Below are 15,742 nucleotides of genomic sequence, written 5' to 3'. Positions count from 1 at the left end.
CGGGGCGATTGAGTTGTTCGCTGCAACCCCAAAAACACGAAAATTTAAATGTTGAATTGACCCTGATTTCCATATTTATCGCATAATTAAAGACGCTGGGGAATAAACCATTTATTCGAGATTCCCTATAGGCTATGCAGTTGATGCTTTCAGAATTGAAGGTGAATTATCAACGCAAAAAACAGACATTGATGCACTCGGAATTGGTAGTAACGATACAGGGAAAATAATTGATTCCGGCGATATTCGTATGACAACTTTTATGGTCAACGGCTATTATGATTTTTATATTAGTAATGGTTTTGGAATCTATATCACTGGTGGAATAGGCTGGGGCCAAGCTACTGTCAGTGTGTATAATGTAGACGGTGATGATGGTGGTTTTGCCTGGAAAGGTGGAGCAGGAATATTCTACGCCTTTGAGGATAACATGGCAGTAGATCTTGGCTGGGAGTACATGTCCCTTGATGATGCGGATTTAGACGAAGATGTAAGTGATCTTACATCCAATAACATTGTGATGGCTTTTAGATATAAATTTTAGTGCTAACCAATCTAGATGGATTATTTAGAGTCAGTTCCTAGGCTGGCTAAATAACAGATTAATGCCCCGTCAACGGTGAAATATCGATATATTTAAGCCGTTGACGGGAAACTAGTTTGTATCTTCTCCCCAAAAAAAAACGGGAATATTTGCACAGATGACTTTGTTTTTATGCACATTAACGCAGCATTGAAGGGAAGACAAAAACAATTATCGCAGAGGTTGAGGTCTTTAAGGACGTCGGTCATAGTACCGTTATGGTTCAGGCCGCTCATTCCCGCGAAAGGGCATTGTACATCATAAACGGTGTTCCTGCCCATAACCACCATTTCCTTGGTATGGAACGATTTACCGTATCGGCAAAGGGAAAACTCAAACCAGGCAAATCGTCCATTAATTTTCAGTTTGACTAAAATGGTGGCGGTTTAGATGAATTTCTACAATGACAGGTACGGCTTGAAGTCTTCGATACAGAACAGCATAGATACTACCCCGCCCCCTAAAGGACTTCATATTTTAGCCAAACCTATTGGCCCGCTCTGTAATCTTTCCTGTGATTATTGTTTCTATCTCGAAAAAAAGGCTCTTTATAAAAATGATGAAGAGTTTCGAATGACTGACGAGGTACTGACTGCGTATATTCATCAATACATAACATTGCAGCCAACCCCTGAGGTGGAATTTGTCTGGCAGGGTGGAGAGCCTACCCTAATGGGACTTCCATTTTATAAACGGGTCGTTGAGCTGCAAAGTCAATATGCTGATCAAAAAAATATAACCAATGTACTGCAGACCAATGGAACCCTATTGACTGAAGAGTGGTGCCGTTTTCTCAAGCGTCATGACTTTTTTGTTGGGGTAAGCCTCGATGGGCCGCGTGATATTCATGATCGTTATCGGCGGGATAGAAACGGGAAGGGGTCATTTGAACAGGTAATGGCAGGACTGCAAATGCTGCAACATTTTGGGGTCAAATATAACGTCCTTGCCAGTGTTGGAAGGGAGACCGCCAGGCGACCGCTGGAAGTTTATCAGTTCTTGAAGCAATGCGGGGTCGAGTTTATCCAGTTCGCACCAATTGTTGAGCGTATCCCAGGTAAAACAAGTCGCAGGAGTGGTTTGTCGCTTGCTGGACCCGCAGTACTGGATAAACCAGAGCCGGAGACTGAAGTAACCCCTTGGACGGTTTTACCGGAGGAGTATGGTGCTTTTCTCATTGCAATTTACGAAGAGTGGGTACGACAAGATGTCGGCAAGATGTTTGTTATGAATTTTGAGTGGGCCTTAAATGCTTGGCTTGGTGAACCTTCGCCGGTTTGTGTACATGCAAGGCAGTGCGGCGGCTCCCTTGTGCTTGAGCATAATGGAGATGTGTACGCCTGTGACCATTTTGTCTATCCAGCACACCGGCTCGGCAATATTTTGACCGATTCGCCGCATGATCTTGCAGAGCAGTCCCGTAATGCAGGGTTTGGTATAGCAAAAGAGAAGGCACTCCCAGGCTATTGTAGAGAATGTGCAGTATTGGCTGCCTGTAGGGGAGGGTGTCCAAAACACCGTTTTAGTATGACACCAGGGGATGAACCGGGCTTGCATTATCTCTGCCCGGGGTATAAGGCTTTTTTCAGTCATATTCGCAAATATTTACATGCAATGGCACAGCTGATTGAAAATGACCTGCCTGTTTCCTTCATCATGAAAGTCATTCAGGGACCACTGATAGTAAAGAAAAGCAATTGAATGGAAGTGTAATCAAAGCAACATAAACGTCCTTATCAACAAGCGGTTATACCAACATATCAAAACGGAGGGAGGATAAATGAAGAATGTGAACACTAGATACGGTTCAGTATTACCGGGGCTTGTTGCTGCTTTAGCATTTACCTGCTGGATTATTCCAACATCAGCAACTGCAAGGGAATGGGAACATGAGGTCGCAATATATGGCTGGTTTTCCGATATTGACGGTACGGTACACCATCCCGGCGGACCAGGTTCAGGGGCAGATTTTTCCTATGATGCTTCTGATATTTTAGATAATTTGGAAATGATCTTTATGGGCGGGATTGCATCGAAATATGATAAATGGTCCATACTTGCCGATGTTGTGTACATGGATGTTGGTGACTCGAAGACGAAAACGTTCAAGGCCGGTTCAGGTTCCATTGATCTGGATTTGAGTTCCTGGATTGTCAGCGGTGCCGTGGCCTATGAAGTTGTCAACGCCGAACATGGAACACTTAATGTGCTTGGCGGAGTTCGATATACAACTGTCGATGTGGATGCTGATCTTGACGTACAGTGGGCGCTGCCCTCAGCCGCCCCCCAGTCAAATGTCTCTGAATCCGAAGCTGTGCTCGACGGAATAGTTGGTATTCGAGGACGGATTATACTTAATGATAACTGGTACCTTCCCTATCATGCTGATATCGGAACAGGTGGGTCAGAGCTCACCTGGCAACTCTTTGCTGGGGTCGGCTACCGGTTTAGCTGGGGCGATATCCGGGTTGGTTACAGGTATCTGAGCTATGACTTTGATGATGATCAAACCATGGAAGATATGGCTTTGAGTGGACCTGTAATGGGCATAGGCTTCAGGTTTTGATCCAGTTGGAGAATGACCGTACATTCCTTCTTTTTTTATGATACTGAAAGTCATGATATCGGCTCTTAGCCCGCATCTCTCTTCAGTGCAGGCGGCGTCAGGTTTAAAGTTTTTGGCTGTAACTTTTTGTTATCAAAGCTAAAATACTGCAGAGGGTAACTTTGCCTGGGCTGACCTTTTGTGAACATTTTGAAAAATTTATACTTTTTTCGTTAAGTCCAACCATTTGTTATGAAACCGTATATTCGAATTTTGCAAAATGTTCATGAGACGTGCGGATTAGAGCGTAACCTACCAGTGATGAAAGATTCTTATGCATAATAAACACAGTCGTACCATCCTTTTCTTAGTGCTCCTTACAGCTATTTTCTTTTTTTCTCAGCCTGCATTTGGAGGTAGCACGTATGAAAGTGGGGTAACGCTCAAGGCCTCCCTGGTATTGCCGCAAGAAGTATTGAACAGCAAAAATTATTCAATACTGGAAAAGGTAAAAAACGATGGCTTTACGAATACGTACTCCGTTAGATCGAACAGTGGAAATTACACTGTTCGGTCCAACATCGGCCTTTTTAAATTGTTGCTTGAAATTGAAGCTATCGAGGCGATGAAAAAGGTGGAGCAAAGCGATGTGTTTGTCAACTCATTAAAGGCGTCAGGGGATGCAACGGTTGAAGGTATCAAGGATCTTGTCACTGATCCTGGAAATCCCCTGCAGCATGCTGCGACCGGACTCAATAGTCTTTTGGGACGGACAGAAGAATCTCTCTTTCACAGTACTCCGGGCGATACTGAAGATTCAAGAGTCGAGCAGACCATTGGTTTTTCACAAGCCAAGCGAGAGATAGGCTATCGCTATCATGTTGATGTGTACTCGCGCAACCACCTGCTTCAGGAAAATCTCGATCGCATCGCCTGGGCCGACTATGCCGGCAGCATAACCCTTGGTGCGGCTACAATGCCCATAGGCGGACTTGCCGGTGGCACGCTTACTGTATCATGTATCAGGGACGGCTCGTATTTTAGGTGAAGCCATCGCAACATCTCCGCCTGCAGAGCTGAAGGTTCAGAACAGAAAAAGGTTGGATCGATTACATATAGATCCAACCTTGGTAAATTTATTTATTGAAAACCCTCACTATTCGCCCTTACAGCAAACGGCATTTGCCATGGCTCTGGAGAAAATACAAGCAAAGAGGAATATTGCACTTCCTCTCCATGTTGCAACACGTGCCTCTGATCCGGAAAGCACCTCTATCATGACTTCTATTATGCTGATGCTCTCAGGATATGATAAACATGTTTCATCTCTGGTTGAATTCAAAACAGCTGGACGGATTTTTGGTGGCGTAAATGAAAAAGGGGGATTGATTGTTACCTTGCCGGCTGATCATGTCACATGGAACAGACGCCTGGCTGAGGGAGCGGCTGGTTTTGGAAATTATCCGGTAGAGTTATGGATAACGGGAACCTTCTCCTCTTTGGCACGAGAACATCTGAAAAAGTATGGTTGGACTCTTGAGGAGAAGGTCGCAGGACGCATTGGATTTAAGTACAAACAGTTACGGCACGCGAATCTGGAAGGAAAGAATTCACCTGCTTGAGACGATACTAATGGAAGCCAAATACTCGACAGATTTACCTGACCATGGACATATCAGCCAGAATTTCAGTCCAGGCCTGTCCTTCAAAAACACAACTAGGAGATCGATGCGCTATGAATTTTTATAAGCATTGCATTGCAATGGTTGCTTTACTGCTTTTCAGTATAGGAGCAACCCATTCCCAGGCTCAAGAAGCATCTGAGAAATCGGATATAGACCCAGTTGCAACGGCTATATTGAAGCGTATGTCAGATTTTATCGGAAAAACCAAGCAGTTTACAGTGACAACTGAAAATACGCTTGAATACCTGCTTGATTCCGGACACCGGATTGATATTGACGTATTGGCCAACGTTATTGTGAGTAGACCCAATAATTTGAGGGCTGAACGTCGCGGCAAGTTGGTGGATCAGATTTTTTACTATAATGGCAATGTCCTTACCTTATATCATCCTGAAACGAATCTTTACGCAACAGAATCTGTTCCTGAAAACTATCTAGAGTTATTCAGGTACATGGCAAACACACTTGGATTTGCTGTACCGGTCTCCGATTTGATCCTTGAAGGTTCTTACTCACTATTGATGGAAGACGTCACCCTCGCAGCATATCTTGGTCGAAGCAACATTAATGGCGTGCTCTGCGATCAGCTGCTTTTCAGTCGCCCTGGTGTTGACTTTCAGGTATGGGTTGCTGTGGGTGACCAGCCGTTCCCATATAAATACGTTGTTACAGATACATCTGCACCGGATCGAATGAGTATAAGGACAACAATGAGAGATTGGAATTTCACCCCTGAATTAAAGAAAACCGAGTTTACGTTTACTCCTCCTGATGGTGCTCATAAAATTGAATTTCTTCCTTTCTAACTTTTGATCCAGGAGCAGCAAATGAAACGACTCACTCGAATCATGATCCCCATGTCGCTTGTTGCAGCAATGTGTACTATTGATATCCCGATGTTACCTGTAGAGCTTGTACCGGATGCACAGGCGATTTTTGGGGTACGTCGCAGAACTGCTGTCGTTGCCTATTCTGCTGGGAGAGCAACATCAGCTGCAGCGGCCTCTGCTTTCCAGCAACAAGCAGCTGCCGCACAACAGCAGGCGGCTTACTCTCAACAACAAGCTGCTGCTGCCCAACAGGAAGCTGAAACGGCAAAGCAGCAGGCTGCAACCGCTCAACAACAGGCAGCGTCACCACAACCTGCTTCAGGTGTACCATTGGGTACCGTACTGGAAACTCTTCCAGAAGAAGGATGCCTACCCATCACCGTAGGGAACACCCAATACCAGAAGTGTAACGATAGCTTTTATCGTGCCGCCTTTATGGGAAACAAGCTTGTGTATATCGCAGTAGAAAAGCCATTCTAAGTCGTGGGATCCAAGGTCGATACAATGGACAGTAAAAGAATTTTATTCCTACCTACTCACCAGTACAACCACGGATAATTCCGCGGTACACTGTTTTCAACCACATAAAATATTATGGTGGAACACCTTATAGCCTGCCATGGGTGTGATTTAGTTCACGCTCTTAGCGATATACCAATAGGAAAGACTGCTTACTGCTCTCGTTGCGGCAGCATATTGTACAGGCCCAAACGTGATAGTATAAACCGATCTCTAGCCTTTACTTTGGCGGGTGCGATCCTCTTTTTTATTGCAAATACCTGTCCATTTCTCGGCTTCAAGATCGGCTCGAAAATTCGTGAGACAACACTGGCCTCGGGCATACACCAATTATACCAGCAGGATATGTTTATTATCGCATCACTGGTGTTGTTTACTGTGGTACTTGTACCGTTGCTTCATATTTTGTGTATGCTCTATATTCTGATTCCACTTCGTTTTAACAGAAATCCCCTTTACCTCGCGAATGTCTTTCGTCTGTATTTGGTGCTCAAACCTTGGGGAATGCTCGAGATTTTCATGCTGGGCATACTGGTATCGGCTATAAAACTTGTAAAAATGGCAACAATTATTCCTGGTACGGCTTTATACGCTTTTTTAGCTCTTGTTTTTGTACTTTCAGCAATGACAGTGACATTGGATGGTCATGTAGTATGGAAATCAATAGATCGTCAATAACTGCAAACGCCGCAACGGCTAGAGAGATGGGTTTGGTATCCTGCCATCGCTGCCATTTGCTTTGTAAACTGTACGACCAGAAGAGCGCCTGTCCCCGCTGCGGAACTTCGTTGCACAGCCGAAAAAAAGAGAGTGTTGCACGGACCTGGGCGCTAGTCATTGCAGCGTCGATATTCTATATCCCTGCCAATATCTTGCCGGTAACGTACACCACATCGCTTGGAACAGTCCAATCCGATACGATAATGAGTGGAGTTATATATTTTATTCATTCCGACAGCTGGCCCATTGCCTTGGTCATTTTTGTTGCGAGTATTTTTGTTCCGCTCCTCAAGCTGGTTATCCTTATTACTTTACTGCTCTCAGTTCAACTGCGCTGGATAAGTCGCGCCAAAGATTTTACAAGACTCTACCGCCTCACTGAGCTGGTTGGCAGATGGTCTATGCTCGACATTTATGTGATCACTGTTTTAGTCGCACTGGTCCACTTTGATGCTCTTGCCGATATTGAAGCTGGAATGGGTGCTCTATTTTTTGCCATGGTCGTCGTCATCACTATGTTCGCCGCAGAATCCTTTGATCCTCGCCTTATCTGGGACAACCTTCAGAGTACTCATGAAGAAAAATACTGAACCAAAACAATCGGTGTTGCAAACTGCTGATCCGGTTATCAAGAGCCAACGCTCCATCTCTATTGTTTGGCTGATACCAATTGTTGCCCTACTCATAGGCGGCTGGCTCGCTTATAAGGCTATAACTGAAAAAGGCCCAACCATAACACTGTCATTTTCTACTGCGGAAGGACTTAAAGCGGGAGAAACAAAGGTCAAGTACAAATCAGTTGACGTTGGTGTGGTTGAATCCATACATATCAATGAAAATTTATCCAAGGTTGTCCTTGATGTGCAAATGAACAAAGGCAGTGAATCATATCTGACTGATCAGACAAAATTTTGGGTTGTTCGGGCTCGCGTTTCAGCAGGGCAAGTAAGTGGACTCAGCACACTCCTTGGTGGTGCGTATATCGGAATCGAACCATCAGCAAAAGGAAAAGAGCAAAGAGACTTTATCGGACTTGAAACAGCCCCCATTGTTACCAATACCACTAAAGGAACCTTCTTCCAACTGGCTGCACCTCGTCTTGGTTCACTCAACCCAGGGTCCCCGGTTTATTTCCGCCAAGTAAAAGTAGGCCAAGTAGTAGAGTACCAAATGGATACCGCTGGAAAAACCGTAGATGTCAACATCTTCATAGATTCTCCCTACGACCGGTTTGTCCGTAAAAACACACGGTTTTGGCTAGCCAGCGGTCTTGATGTACAACTTACCGCAAACGGAATTCAGGTTGATACCGAATCTGTCGTATCACTTATTATTGGGGGAGTTGCTTTTGGCACCTTTGGCGATCAACCACTTGCAGAACTGCCTTCTGAACATACAAAGTTCAGGCTATACGAGTCACGTAATGAGGCAAAAGATGATCAGTATCAGATGAGGCATCAATATTATGTAGAGTTTTTTGAGTCTATTCGTGGGCTGTCCATCGGAGCCCCTGTTGAATTTCGTGGAATACAGATCGGAAAAGTCACAGATGTCGCGTTGAAGCTTTCCCAGGACAAGCTCAATTTTTCCACCATGGTGTTATTAGATGTTGAGAGAGATCGACTTGGATTGACAGACGAAAAGCAAAGAAACCTTGATCAACAGGTTAAAGAAATGATGAGAAATGGTCTTCGGGCACAACTTAAGACAGGGAGCCTTTTAACCGGTCAATTGCTGGTAGATATTGATTACTACCCAGATAAAACTGAAATAAAGGAGAAAAGGTATAATAATCTGCTCGTTGTTCCAAGTGTCCCTTCTTCAACACAGGAAGTGCTGAATGGCGTGGTTAATTTTATAAACCGGGTGGATAAACTCCCCATTGAAGAGATTAGTAAGAGCCTGCAAAATTCTTTAACAAATATTGAAAAAATAATTGGAAGTCCGGCTGTTTTGGAATCGATACATTCTTTGCGCAGCGTTCTCGCTGAACTTGATGAAACTGCGAACGATTTTAATGCAGATACAATACCTGAAATAACAGCGACTCTACAACAGCTGCATGAACTGACGACAGAGGTAAGAGGATGGCTGAGTGCAGATTCACCAGTGCAAAGCAATTTGATTAAGTCACTCGAAGAAATTGCCAAAGCGTCTAGGTCGATCAATAATCTTGCCGATATGCTTGAGCGACACCCGGAAGCTTTGCTTCAAGGCAAAAAAGCGAAGAGGAAATAGTGTTTTTTAAATCTCAGTATACAATGCTGGTTGTTATCTTTCTGACTGTATTCATTCATGGTTGCGTCATATCAACACCTGACTCTGTCTATTATACATTAATTCCATCTGCTGAGAATAATAGCAGTCACATTGCCCCCTCAAAAAAATGGCCTTTATCCATTGGTATCGGCCCGATTAAATTTCCCAGTGAATTGGACCGTCCGGAAATTGTGACCCGTTCTCAAAAAAATCGTTTGCTAATAAACGAATTTCATAGATGGGGTGGGTCACTTGAAAGTGATTTTTTACGCATTTTGACGGATAATCTGCGTAGAATACTACAAACCGATAAAGTAATGGTTCGCCCATGGGAGCAGTATTTTACTCCCGAAATTCGATTGAGTCTGGATGTGCATCAATTTGACGGTCGCTTGGGAGAATATGCATCTCTTAAGGCAACATGGGCAATTTACGACAAAACAGAGAACACGCTGCTTGTGATTCATCATGGGGACTTTAAAGCACCGATTCAACAAGATGGCTATGATGCACTTGTAGAAGCACAGAGTACTCTTGTTATGATGCTCTCCAAAGAAATCTCCAAGACTCTTTTTGATATTTGAACGCGCCATCTATAAACGTACTTGCTTTAAAAGTGTCTTGAATAAGTAGAGCTTTCGTTCAAGGTTGAGGTGTGCCTAAAAAATTACCATAAGCATACCTTTGATATCGGAGTCGCAACTATTCAGCAGCACCCCAACTCTCCACGATCTGCCCGCTCAACATACCGATGTATAGCTAATCGGTCAGCTTGTGAACATTTGGAGCACTGCTGAACAGTTACAATTCGGGGTAGATTGACAGTTTTTAGATCTTCGCTCAATAGTTACTCGGAGTCTTTGCTTACCTGGAAAAAATAGTACTGGTCCAAATATGAGAGCGCTGTAAGCCTTTACAGATTTCAGTATAATACATCAAGGAGTTATCAACCCCGTGAGTAGTTACGATAAGAGGACTATTAGATCACCAAAGCTAACATGGAGTAACAACGCTATGAAACATTCTTTATTTGGTATTATCGTTATCGGATTGTCTCTTTTACTACCATGCTTCGTCAATGCATCAGAAAAGGTAACAGTTGATAATTTCATTCGTGCAGAGACTGACATGACGATGAACAGTTATGTCGAGCAGGGAGCATTGGGGAAGTTTTTTCATATTCGAAACCCCACACCAATTGATCAACAGAAAGTTATTCGCATGAATCGTGATACACTTTACTCCTTTGGGGTCTTTGACCTCACTGAGCCGGTTACGGTTGTGAAACCTGACAGCAAAGGGAGGTTTCAGTCTATGCAGATCATCAATCAGGGCCATTACACGCTTGGAGTCGACTATGACCAAGGCGAATACACCTTTACGAGGGATAAGGTCGGCACGCGCTACCTTTGTATTCTGATCAGGACCTTCGTCGATGCTGGTAACCCTGCCGATATTAAGGCCGCAAATAGTCTGCAAAATCAGATAATCGTACGGCAAAAAAGTCCAGGTGCTTTCGTCATTCCTGATTGGGATGTTGCATCTCTTACCAAGGTCCGTGACGCAATCAACGTTTTAGCGGCGACCAGAGACAGCGCCAGAGGCATGTTTGGCAACAAAAACGAAATCGACCCTATAAGCCATTTACTTGGCACAGCCTACGGCTGGGGGGGAAATCCGGACAAGGATGCCATTTATGTCAACGTGGTTCCCGAGAAAAATGACGGCAAAACTCCTTATGTCCTCACTGTGTCAGAGAAAGTCCCAGTGGATGGCTTTGTGTCACTCACGGTCTACAACGCCAAAGGATTCATGCAGAAAAATGACATAAATGCATACTCTGTTAATAACGTGACCGCCGAGAAAAATTCGGACGGGTCTGTGACCGTTCATTTTGGTGGTGACTCTACAAGGAAAAACTATCTACCTATCACCCCAGGCTGGAATTACATCGTAAGAATGTACCGGCCGCAACAGAAAGTAATTGACGGGTTTTGGACTTTTCCTCAAGCCGGACCGGTGCAGTAGGAATAGACTATAACTGCAAAATGGATAACGAAAGGAGACAAAGAATGAAGATGAAGACAGTCGCACTAAAGATTGCAACTGTATGCTTGATAGGTGTTTTGCCGGGTATAGCCTTAGCCGGCGCATCGGAAACACCAGAGGTGCTTCTCGACGGTGCAGATGCAAAGCATAGGGTTGTCAATGAAATGCACCAGACACGTTATATTGAAATGTTTCTTGCTTTCAAAGATCCCAATACCCATAAATTGGTCGCTGCCTGTTACAACACGATGTTCACGCCTCAGGGAATTCCTGCAACCAAAGATACTGCTGCGCAGGCGCTGGTAGAAGGGCTTGATTTTGAGAAGATCAAAAAAGAGTACGGAGTTTTGAATGCGTCATTGAACGGCCCCAAATTATGGTTACCTGATTGGACGGAAATAGAGGCTGGAGTAATACGGGAATTCAATGGTATCTCGGCCCCATGGGTTGGTCAGCTGGACATGGGAAGCAACACCGGCGGCGTATCAGAAAGTAAACCGTACAAGCCCAAACACATTGCTCGAAAAAGTGGCATTGGCTGGAACAAGGGAACAACCGTATTGCTTCTTGATGATCAAGAAGGCAATACCTGGGTCATGAAAGGGTTTCAATTGGGGGTAACCCCACAACACACCTATAAAGAGTTTGTTGCTGCAGGAATGGCCCAGTTCAAAAAATTACCTGATGGCTGGAAGTTTAGGGTCAAAACACTTGAGGAGGATTTAATCGAAAGACCTGAGAATGGTATGGCTACCATCATGCCGGACGAATTCTTCAACGTGTATGATTTGACAGGACCGGGCATGACCAACTACAAGCCATAATCAATGGATACAAATTGGGAAATGCTGTTTTTAGTAGTGTTCAAACGATGAAAGTTCTTCTTGTCTATGGCTGCCGCATGTTTTTATTTGAAAAATACCTATAAACATTGAGAATTGAGCTTTTTATTTACATTGCAGTTTGAAATGAACGGTGGGAGTGATTAACTATCTTGCGATCTCTTAATTGTCTGGTTATGTAATCATACCTTAGATAATCGGAGGTCGTGAGATGATTCAACACACTTAGAATAACCTCGATATTAGGTTACCAGTACAAATCTCATATTATTTAGTGATTGCTAAAATTTAACCTTGTTCCTGTGCATCGCTGATCTTGATTCCCAAGGTCAGTGAGACTCCTCACCTCATCCCATTTTAAGAGCAACAGGAATTAGTCCTAAGCTGCAGTTTTGTTTCAATGGTTAACGTTGCCAATAGTAGCCCTTAACGTCTCGATAAAGCGCATTTATTTAAGATCACAGTAGAAACGTCAATTTCAGTATATAGCAGAGCCTTCAAACCTTCAGTGTAACTAAATTAACCACACCCGCCTGGGAGTTCTTTTTTATAAAGACGCAACAATATTAACCACCAAAACTTTTCTGATATATTCCAGAGAAACCAAAAAAGCCTCATATGGTAGGCAGGAAGATCTCCAGCAACGTGCCAATTTTTCGGTAATGGTCAATGTGGTGATATAATTTACGTATCATCACTGTTAACCCTATGAAAGGTCATCACGTTTTTGCGATGATAATTCACGATCGCTCTCATCTTCGTCATGCGGCTCAGCGGAGAGCCCTTCAGACGTCTCCCACACCTGTGACTCTAAAGAGCCCGCCTCGACTGACCCCCGCGGCGGATAGTCGAGAGTATCTTTGAGCTGATCAATTTTGCCTGGATCAAGTCTTGGAAACGGCAACTTGCCGGCTCTACGCCAGGATTCAACTTCTTTCGCAGCCGTTTCGCCACGCTCAACGTCAAGACCGTCGTCGCGTCCCATATAGAGGGTCTGTGAGGGGAAGGCAAAGCCGCTTCCTGAATTTTTAACTATGTCGCTCATTCGCAGCAGGACGTCTTCGCGTATGGCGTGGTACTCGTTGAAGTCTCGGGTCAGTGCATATATCCGAACCCCAATATCGAGGGAAGATTGACCAAAATCTGCGAAGCGCACGCGCACCGTTTCGGAGTCGATCTTAGGATGGGCATGGAGCATCTCGCGAAACTTCGCAAGCACATAGCGCAATTGATCATTTTCGGTCTCGTAGCGTAGACCGATGGTCGTGGTGATCAGCATCCGATCGCATTTCGCCCAGTTGGTCAGTTGCATATCTGCGAGGGTAGAGTTGGGAATCGAAATCAAAGTGCGATCGATCGCCCGGATCTTGGATGTGCGCACCCCGATACTCTCGACGGTGCCATTTTTGTCGCCGAAAGAGCAGAAATCACCGATCCGCACGGGCTGGTCCAGATAGAGCATGATGCCGCCGATGAGGTTTTCGAGAGTCGGGCGAATCGCAAGCGCGACGGCCAAACCGCCAATACCAAGTCCAGCTACAACGCTATAGAGAGGCAGCCCCAAATTCTGTGCTGCATTACCTATTATCACCATGCTAACCAAGGTTCCGATGGTACGGGCACCAATGCCCCAGAGGTTCGCGTCAAAGCTATCTGGCGAGATATCACGTGCCTGGATGATGCGCTCGAATATGGTGAGTATGGCCAGCCAAAAAAACCAGATCGTACCGGCAGTAATCAAAATGGTTGTAGTATCGACAACCACGGTCGAGAATGCACCTGAAACATAGATTTGGTTGACAAAGAAATCATTTAGGCTCCAGACCACAACGAGGATAGCGATTGGCGTCAGAGCACGACGCAGTAGGAAGCCGACCCGGTTTTCGGTTTCTCGGCGGTTGATCAATCGATGAAAGACGAACAGCAGCAGCGCTGCGAGGGTACTAATGAGGACCACCGCAATAATTTTCCACTTTGGTGTGTCCAGCCAGAGGTTGCGCAGAATCTGCGGAACGCTTCTGAGAACCATTGCCGGGATCATCGGTCCTGTCATCTGGGGAAAAGTGCGATGCCAGCTAATGATGGGCAAAGACGTTTGCAGAGGTAGATCTTCAATAACTTTATAGAACCGCGGCGCCACAATAACCATGCGCTTACTAAACAGAAACTCCCCTTGACGGGCTCCCTCATCGATCCTGACGATTTGGATCGGAGTGCTGGGGATTCGCCATTTTGCAGGTGATACAGCATCGTCGAAGGACTCTTCTTCTGGAACACTTGCGAGTTTAGGCAATTTGACACGGCCAAAGATGTCGAGTAAATAGGCAGCTGTTTCGACTCCGATCGTACGACGAGACGACGGTGGAACTGATGACAGGTCGAGCAGTGCACGAATCTGGGAGACAATGACCTGCAATTTATCGGCAAGCTCACGGGATTTGCTTGACCTATAGGTTTGCAAGGTCTCTTCTAGCTCGTCTCTAAGACGGAGAAAAGATTTTAGCGTGTCACGTGGACTATCCGTACGGATGGGTTTGATTGTGGGGTTATCGCTGGCAGCTTGCTGCGTCCCTGCGAACATGTCATCCCCAACCGATTTGCTTTCTGTAGCTTCCTGGGCGTGAATGAAAGTGGCGGCGCAGCAAATCAAGACGAGGGCAAGCCACCACCGAAAGGCGGTGAGGTAACCAATTGTCGAGCACAAATTAAACACAGTGACCTCCTTTATGGGCCCAAAAAACAATATGATATAACATTACCAAATCAAACGTAATCAATGCTTTCTCTCACTCCAACTGACGGTGCTTCCTGTTAGCTTGCATAGGACAACTTCCAGTACAATTCAAGAAGTTTACGCTATTCCTGAGAAGGTGCTTTAACGGCTGATCACTGAATGTTAATATTGCCACAATAAAGCTAATCAATGTTGCTTTATACTCCAACTTAGGGTGTTTCCCCTTTGAAAAAACGATAGATTCAGGACAATTGAGCTATATCACAGAACCTGGAAGGCGAAAAAAGGCCTTTCCACGCTTGGGATTAACTTTACCAGCTTTTTCTGCAGAACATTAAACCGCTCCTGCAGCTTCCACCTTCTTGCCCGTTACCAGCGATATTTCTATGTCGTCTTTTAAAGCGCATCATTCCTTGCGTTTGGGCTGAAAGTATGGCGATGAGCCGGTATCTCTGAAATAATATAACGCTGGAAGTCTACCTGTCAGACCGGGGCATGGACAGGAAAAGTCCTAAGTTGCAGGGTTCCCGGGGTGGTTGACCTTGCCATTTCTAGTCTCAGTCAATACGGTAAAATATATATCTGTAGAAAACAATAGGCGCATCCAATCTATGCGTAGCTTGGCCGTATTGAGGGGATCATGGAGAAGATCTAACCTAAGGCCTCTTTTTGTTGTTAGGTTTCTGTAAAATCGCAATTTTCTAGATACAGGAAGAAAATCAATACTGATCGTTTTTTTTCAAGGAGACGGTTACCGAGAGGCATCTTTTGCTGGTCGGGTAAAAACTAAATAGGGGGAGCAGCGCTTTAAAAGAAATGTTTGGAAATATTTGTTAAACCTTTCTATAAATGCTGGCCTGATTATAATGAGATTTTCATCGTTGAGCAGGCATGATAAGCGTCCACTCCTGGTTACTGTTGCCAAATTTCTGTGATTAATGACATGTTTTATAGATAAAGACCTTGGTGAGTTGGA

General features: G+C 44.7%; 14 protein-coding genes. 13 read left to right on the top strand and 1 reads right to left on the bottom strand.

Annotated elements, in window-relative coordinates; translation table 11 throughout:
- Positions 1–109: 109 nt before the first annotated feature.
- The 13 genes from JWH17_RS16360 (at position 110) to JWH17_RS16300 (ending at position 12,014) form a co-directional block, all read left to right on the top strand.
- Positions 110–544, top strand: a complete 435-nt coding sequence (locus JWH17_RS16360; protein ID WP_205223715.1) for an outer membrane protein — start codon at positions 110–112, stop codon at positions 542–544.
- A gap of 429 nt (positions 545–973) precedes the next feature.
- On the top strand, positions 974–2,284 hold the full coding sequence (locus JWH17_RS16355) for an anaerobic sulfatase maturase (protein ID WP_205223712.1): 1,311 nt from the start codon (positions 974–976) through the stop codon (positions 2,282–2,284).
- 79 nt (positions 2,285–2,363) lie between these two features.
- Entirely contained in the window at positions 2,364–3,149 is a 786-nt protein-coding gene (locus JWH17_RS16350) for a porin family protein (protein ID WP_205223711.1), read from the top strand.
- 313 nt (positions 3,150–3,462) lie between these two features.
- Positions 3,463–4,176, top strand: a complete 714-nt coding sequence (locus tag JWH17_RS16345) for a hypothetical protein (protein WP_205223710.1) — start codon at positions 3,463–3,465, stop codon at positions 4,174–4,176.
- Complete coding sequence (locus JWH17_RS16340) at positions 4,127–4,750, top strand: hypothetical protein (RefSeq protein WP_205223709.1); 624 nt, start codon at positions 4,127–4,129, stop codon at positions 4,748–4,750. Before JWH17_RS16345 ends, JWH17_RS16340 begins: the two co-directional genes overlap by 50 nt.
- 113 nt (positions 4,751–4,863) lie before the next feature.
- Positions 4,864–5,619, top strand: a complete 756-nt coding sequence (locus JWH17_RS16335; RefSeq protein ID WP_205223708.1) for a DUF2092 domain-containing protein — start codon at positions 4,864–4,866, stop codon at positions 5,617–5,619.
- 21 nt (positions 5,620–5,640) lie between these two features.
- Positions 5,641–6,123, top strand: a complete 483-nt coding sequence (locus tag JWH17_RS16330; RefSeq protein ID WP_205223707.1) for a hypothetical protein — start codon at positions 5,641–5,643, stop codon at positions 6,121–6,123.
- A gap of 114 nt (positions 6,124–6,237) precedes the next feature.
- Positions 6,238–6,840, top strand: a complete 603-nt coding sequence (locus JWH17_RS16325; RefSeq protein ID WP_205223706.1) for a paraquat-inducible protein A — start codon at positions 6,238–6,240, stop codon at positions 6,838–6,840.
- The gene (locus tag JWH17_RS16320; RefSeq protein ID WP_205223705.1) at positions 6,816–7,472 is read left to right on the top strand and encodes a paraquat-inducible protein A; all 657 of its coding nucleotides are present in this window, start codon (positions 6,816–6,818) and stop codon (positions 7,470–7,472) included. The genes JWH17_RS16325 and JWH17_RS16320 overlap by 25 nt, the downstream gene beginning before the upstream one ends.
- Positions 7,456–9,120 carry a PqiB family protein gene (locus JWH17_RS16315; protein ID WP_205223704.1) on the top strand — a complete coding sequence of 555 codons (1,665 nt, stop codon included), beginning with the start codon at positions 7,456–7,458 and terminating at the stop codon, positions 9,118–9,120. Before JWH17_RS16320 ends, JWH17_RS16315 begins: the two co-directional genes overlap by 17 nt.
- Entirely contained in the window at positions 9,120–9,725 is a 606-nt protein-coding gene (locus tag JWH17_RS16310) for a PqiC family protein (RefSeq protein WP_205223703.1), read from the top strand. Before JWH17_RS16315 ends, JWH17_RS16310 begins: the two co-directional genes overlap by 1 nt.
- 430 nt (positions 9,726–10,155) lie before the next feature.
- Positions 10,156–11,169, top strand: a complete 1,014-nt coding sequence (locus tag JWH17_RS16305) for a DUF1214 domain-containing protein (protein WP_205223702.1) — start codon at positions 10,156–10,158, stop codon at positions 11,167–11,169.
- Between the two features lie 44 nt (positions 11,170–11,213).
- Positions 11,214–12,014: a hypothetical protein gene (locus JWH17_RS16300; RefSeq protein WP_205223701.1), complete on the top strand. Its 801-nt coding sequence runs from the start codon at positions 11,214–11,216 to the stop codon at positions 12,012–12,014.
- 724 nt (positions 12,015–12,738) lie between these two features.
- Here JWH17_RS16300 and JWH17_RS16295 read toward each other — a convergent pair.
- A complete protein-coding gene (locus tag JWH17_RS16295; protein ID WP_205223700.1) occupies positions 12,739–14,745 on the bottom strand; it encodes a mechanosensitive ion channel family protein in 2,007 nt (668 codons plus the stop codon).
- Between the last annotated feature and the right edge of the window lie 997 nt (positions 14,746–15,742).

This window comes from Desulfogranum marinum, assembly GCF_016918565.1.
Classification (GTDB): domain Bacteria; phylum Desulfobacterota; class Desulfobulbia; order Desulfobulbales; family Desulfobulbaceae; genus Desulfogranum; species Desulfogranum marinum.
Note: the sequence above shows the minus strand (reverse complement) of the source record. Positions and strands in the feature narration are given on the sequence as shown.

Coding starts and splice junctions, on each gene's coding strand:
- JWH17_RS16315 (WP_205223704.1), top strand. CDS start 7,456: ATGAAGAAAAATACTGAACCAAAACAATCGGTGTTGCAAACTGCTGAT.
- JWH17_RS16320 (WP_205223705.1), top strand. CDS start 6,816: ATGGAAATCAATAGATCGTCAATAACTGCAAACGCCGCAACGGCTAGA.
- JWH17_RS16330 (WP_205223707.1), top strand. CDS start 5,641: ATGAAACGACTCACTCGAATCATGATCCCCATGTCGCTTGTTGCAGCA.
- JWH17_RS16300 (WP_205223701.1), top strand. CDS start 11,214: ATGAAGATGAAGACAGTCGCACTAAAGATTGCAACTGTATGCTTGATA.
- JWH17_RS16345 (WP_205223710.1), top strand. CDS start 3,463: ATGCATAATAAACACAGTCGTACCATCCTTTTCTTAGTGCTCCTTACA.
- JWH17_RS16335 (WP_205223708.1), top strand. CDS start 4,864: ATGAATTTTTATAAGCATTGCATTGCAATGGTTGCTTTACTGCTTTTC.
- JWH17_RS16350 (WP_205223711.1), top strand. CDS start 2,364: ATGAAGAATGTGAACACTAGATACGGTTCAGTATTACCGGGGCTTGTT.
- JWH17_RS16325 (WP_205223706.1), top strand. CDS start 6,238: ATGGTGGAACACCTTATAGCCTGCCATGGGTGTGATTTAGTTCACGCT.
- JWH17_RS16305 (WP_205223702.1), top strand. CDS start 10,156: ATGAAACATTCTTTATTTGGTATTATCGTTATCGGATTGTCTCTTTTA.
- JWH17_RS16355 (WP_205223712.1), top strand. CDS start 974: ATGAATTTCTACAATGACAGGTACGGCTTGAAGTCTTCGATACAGAAC.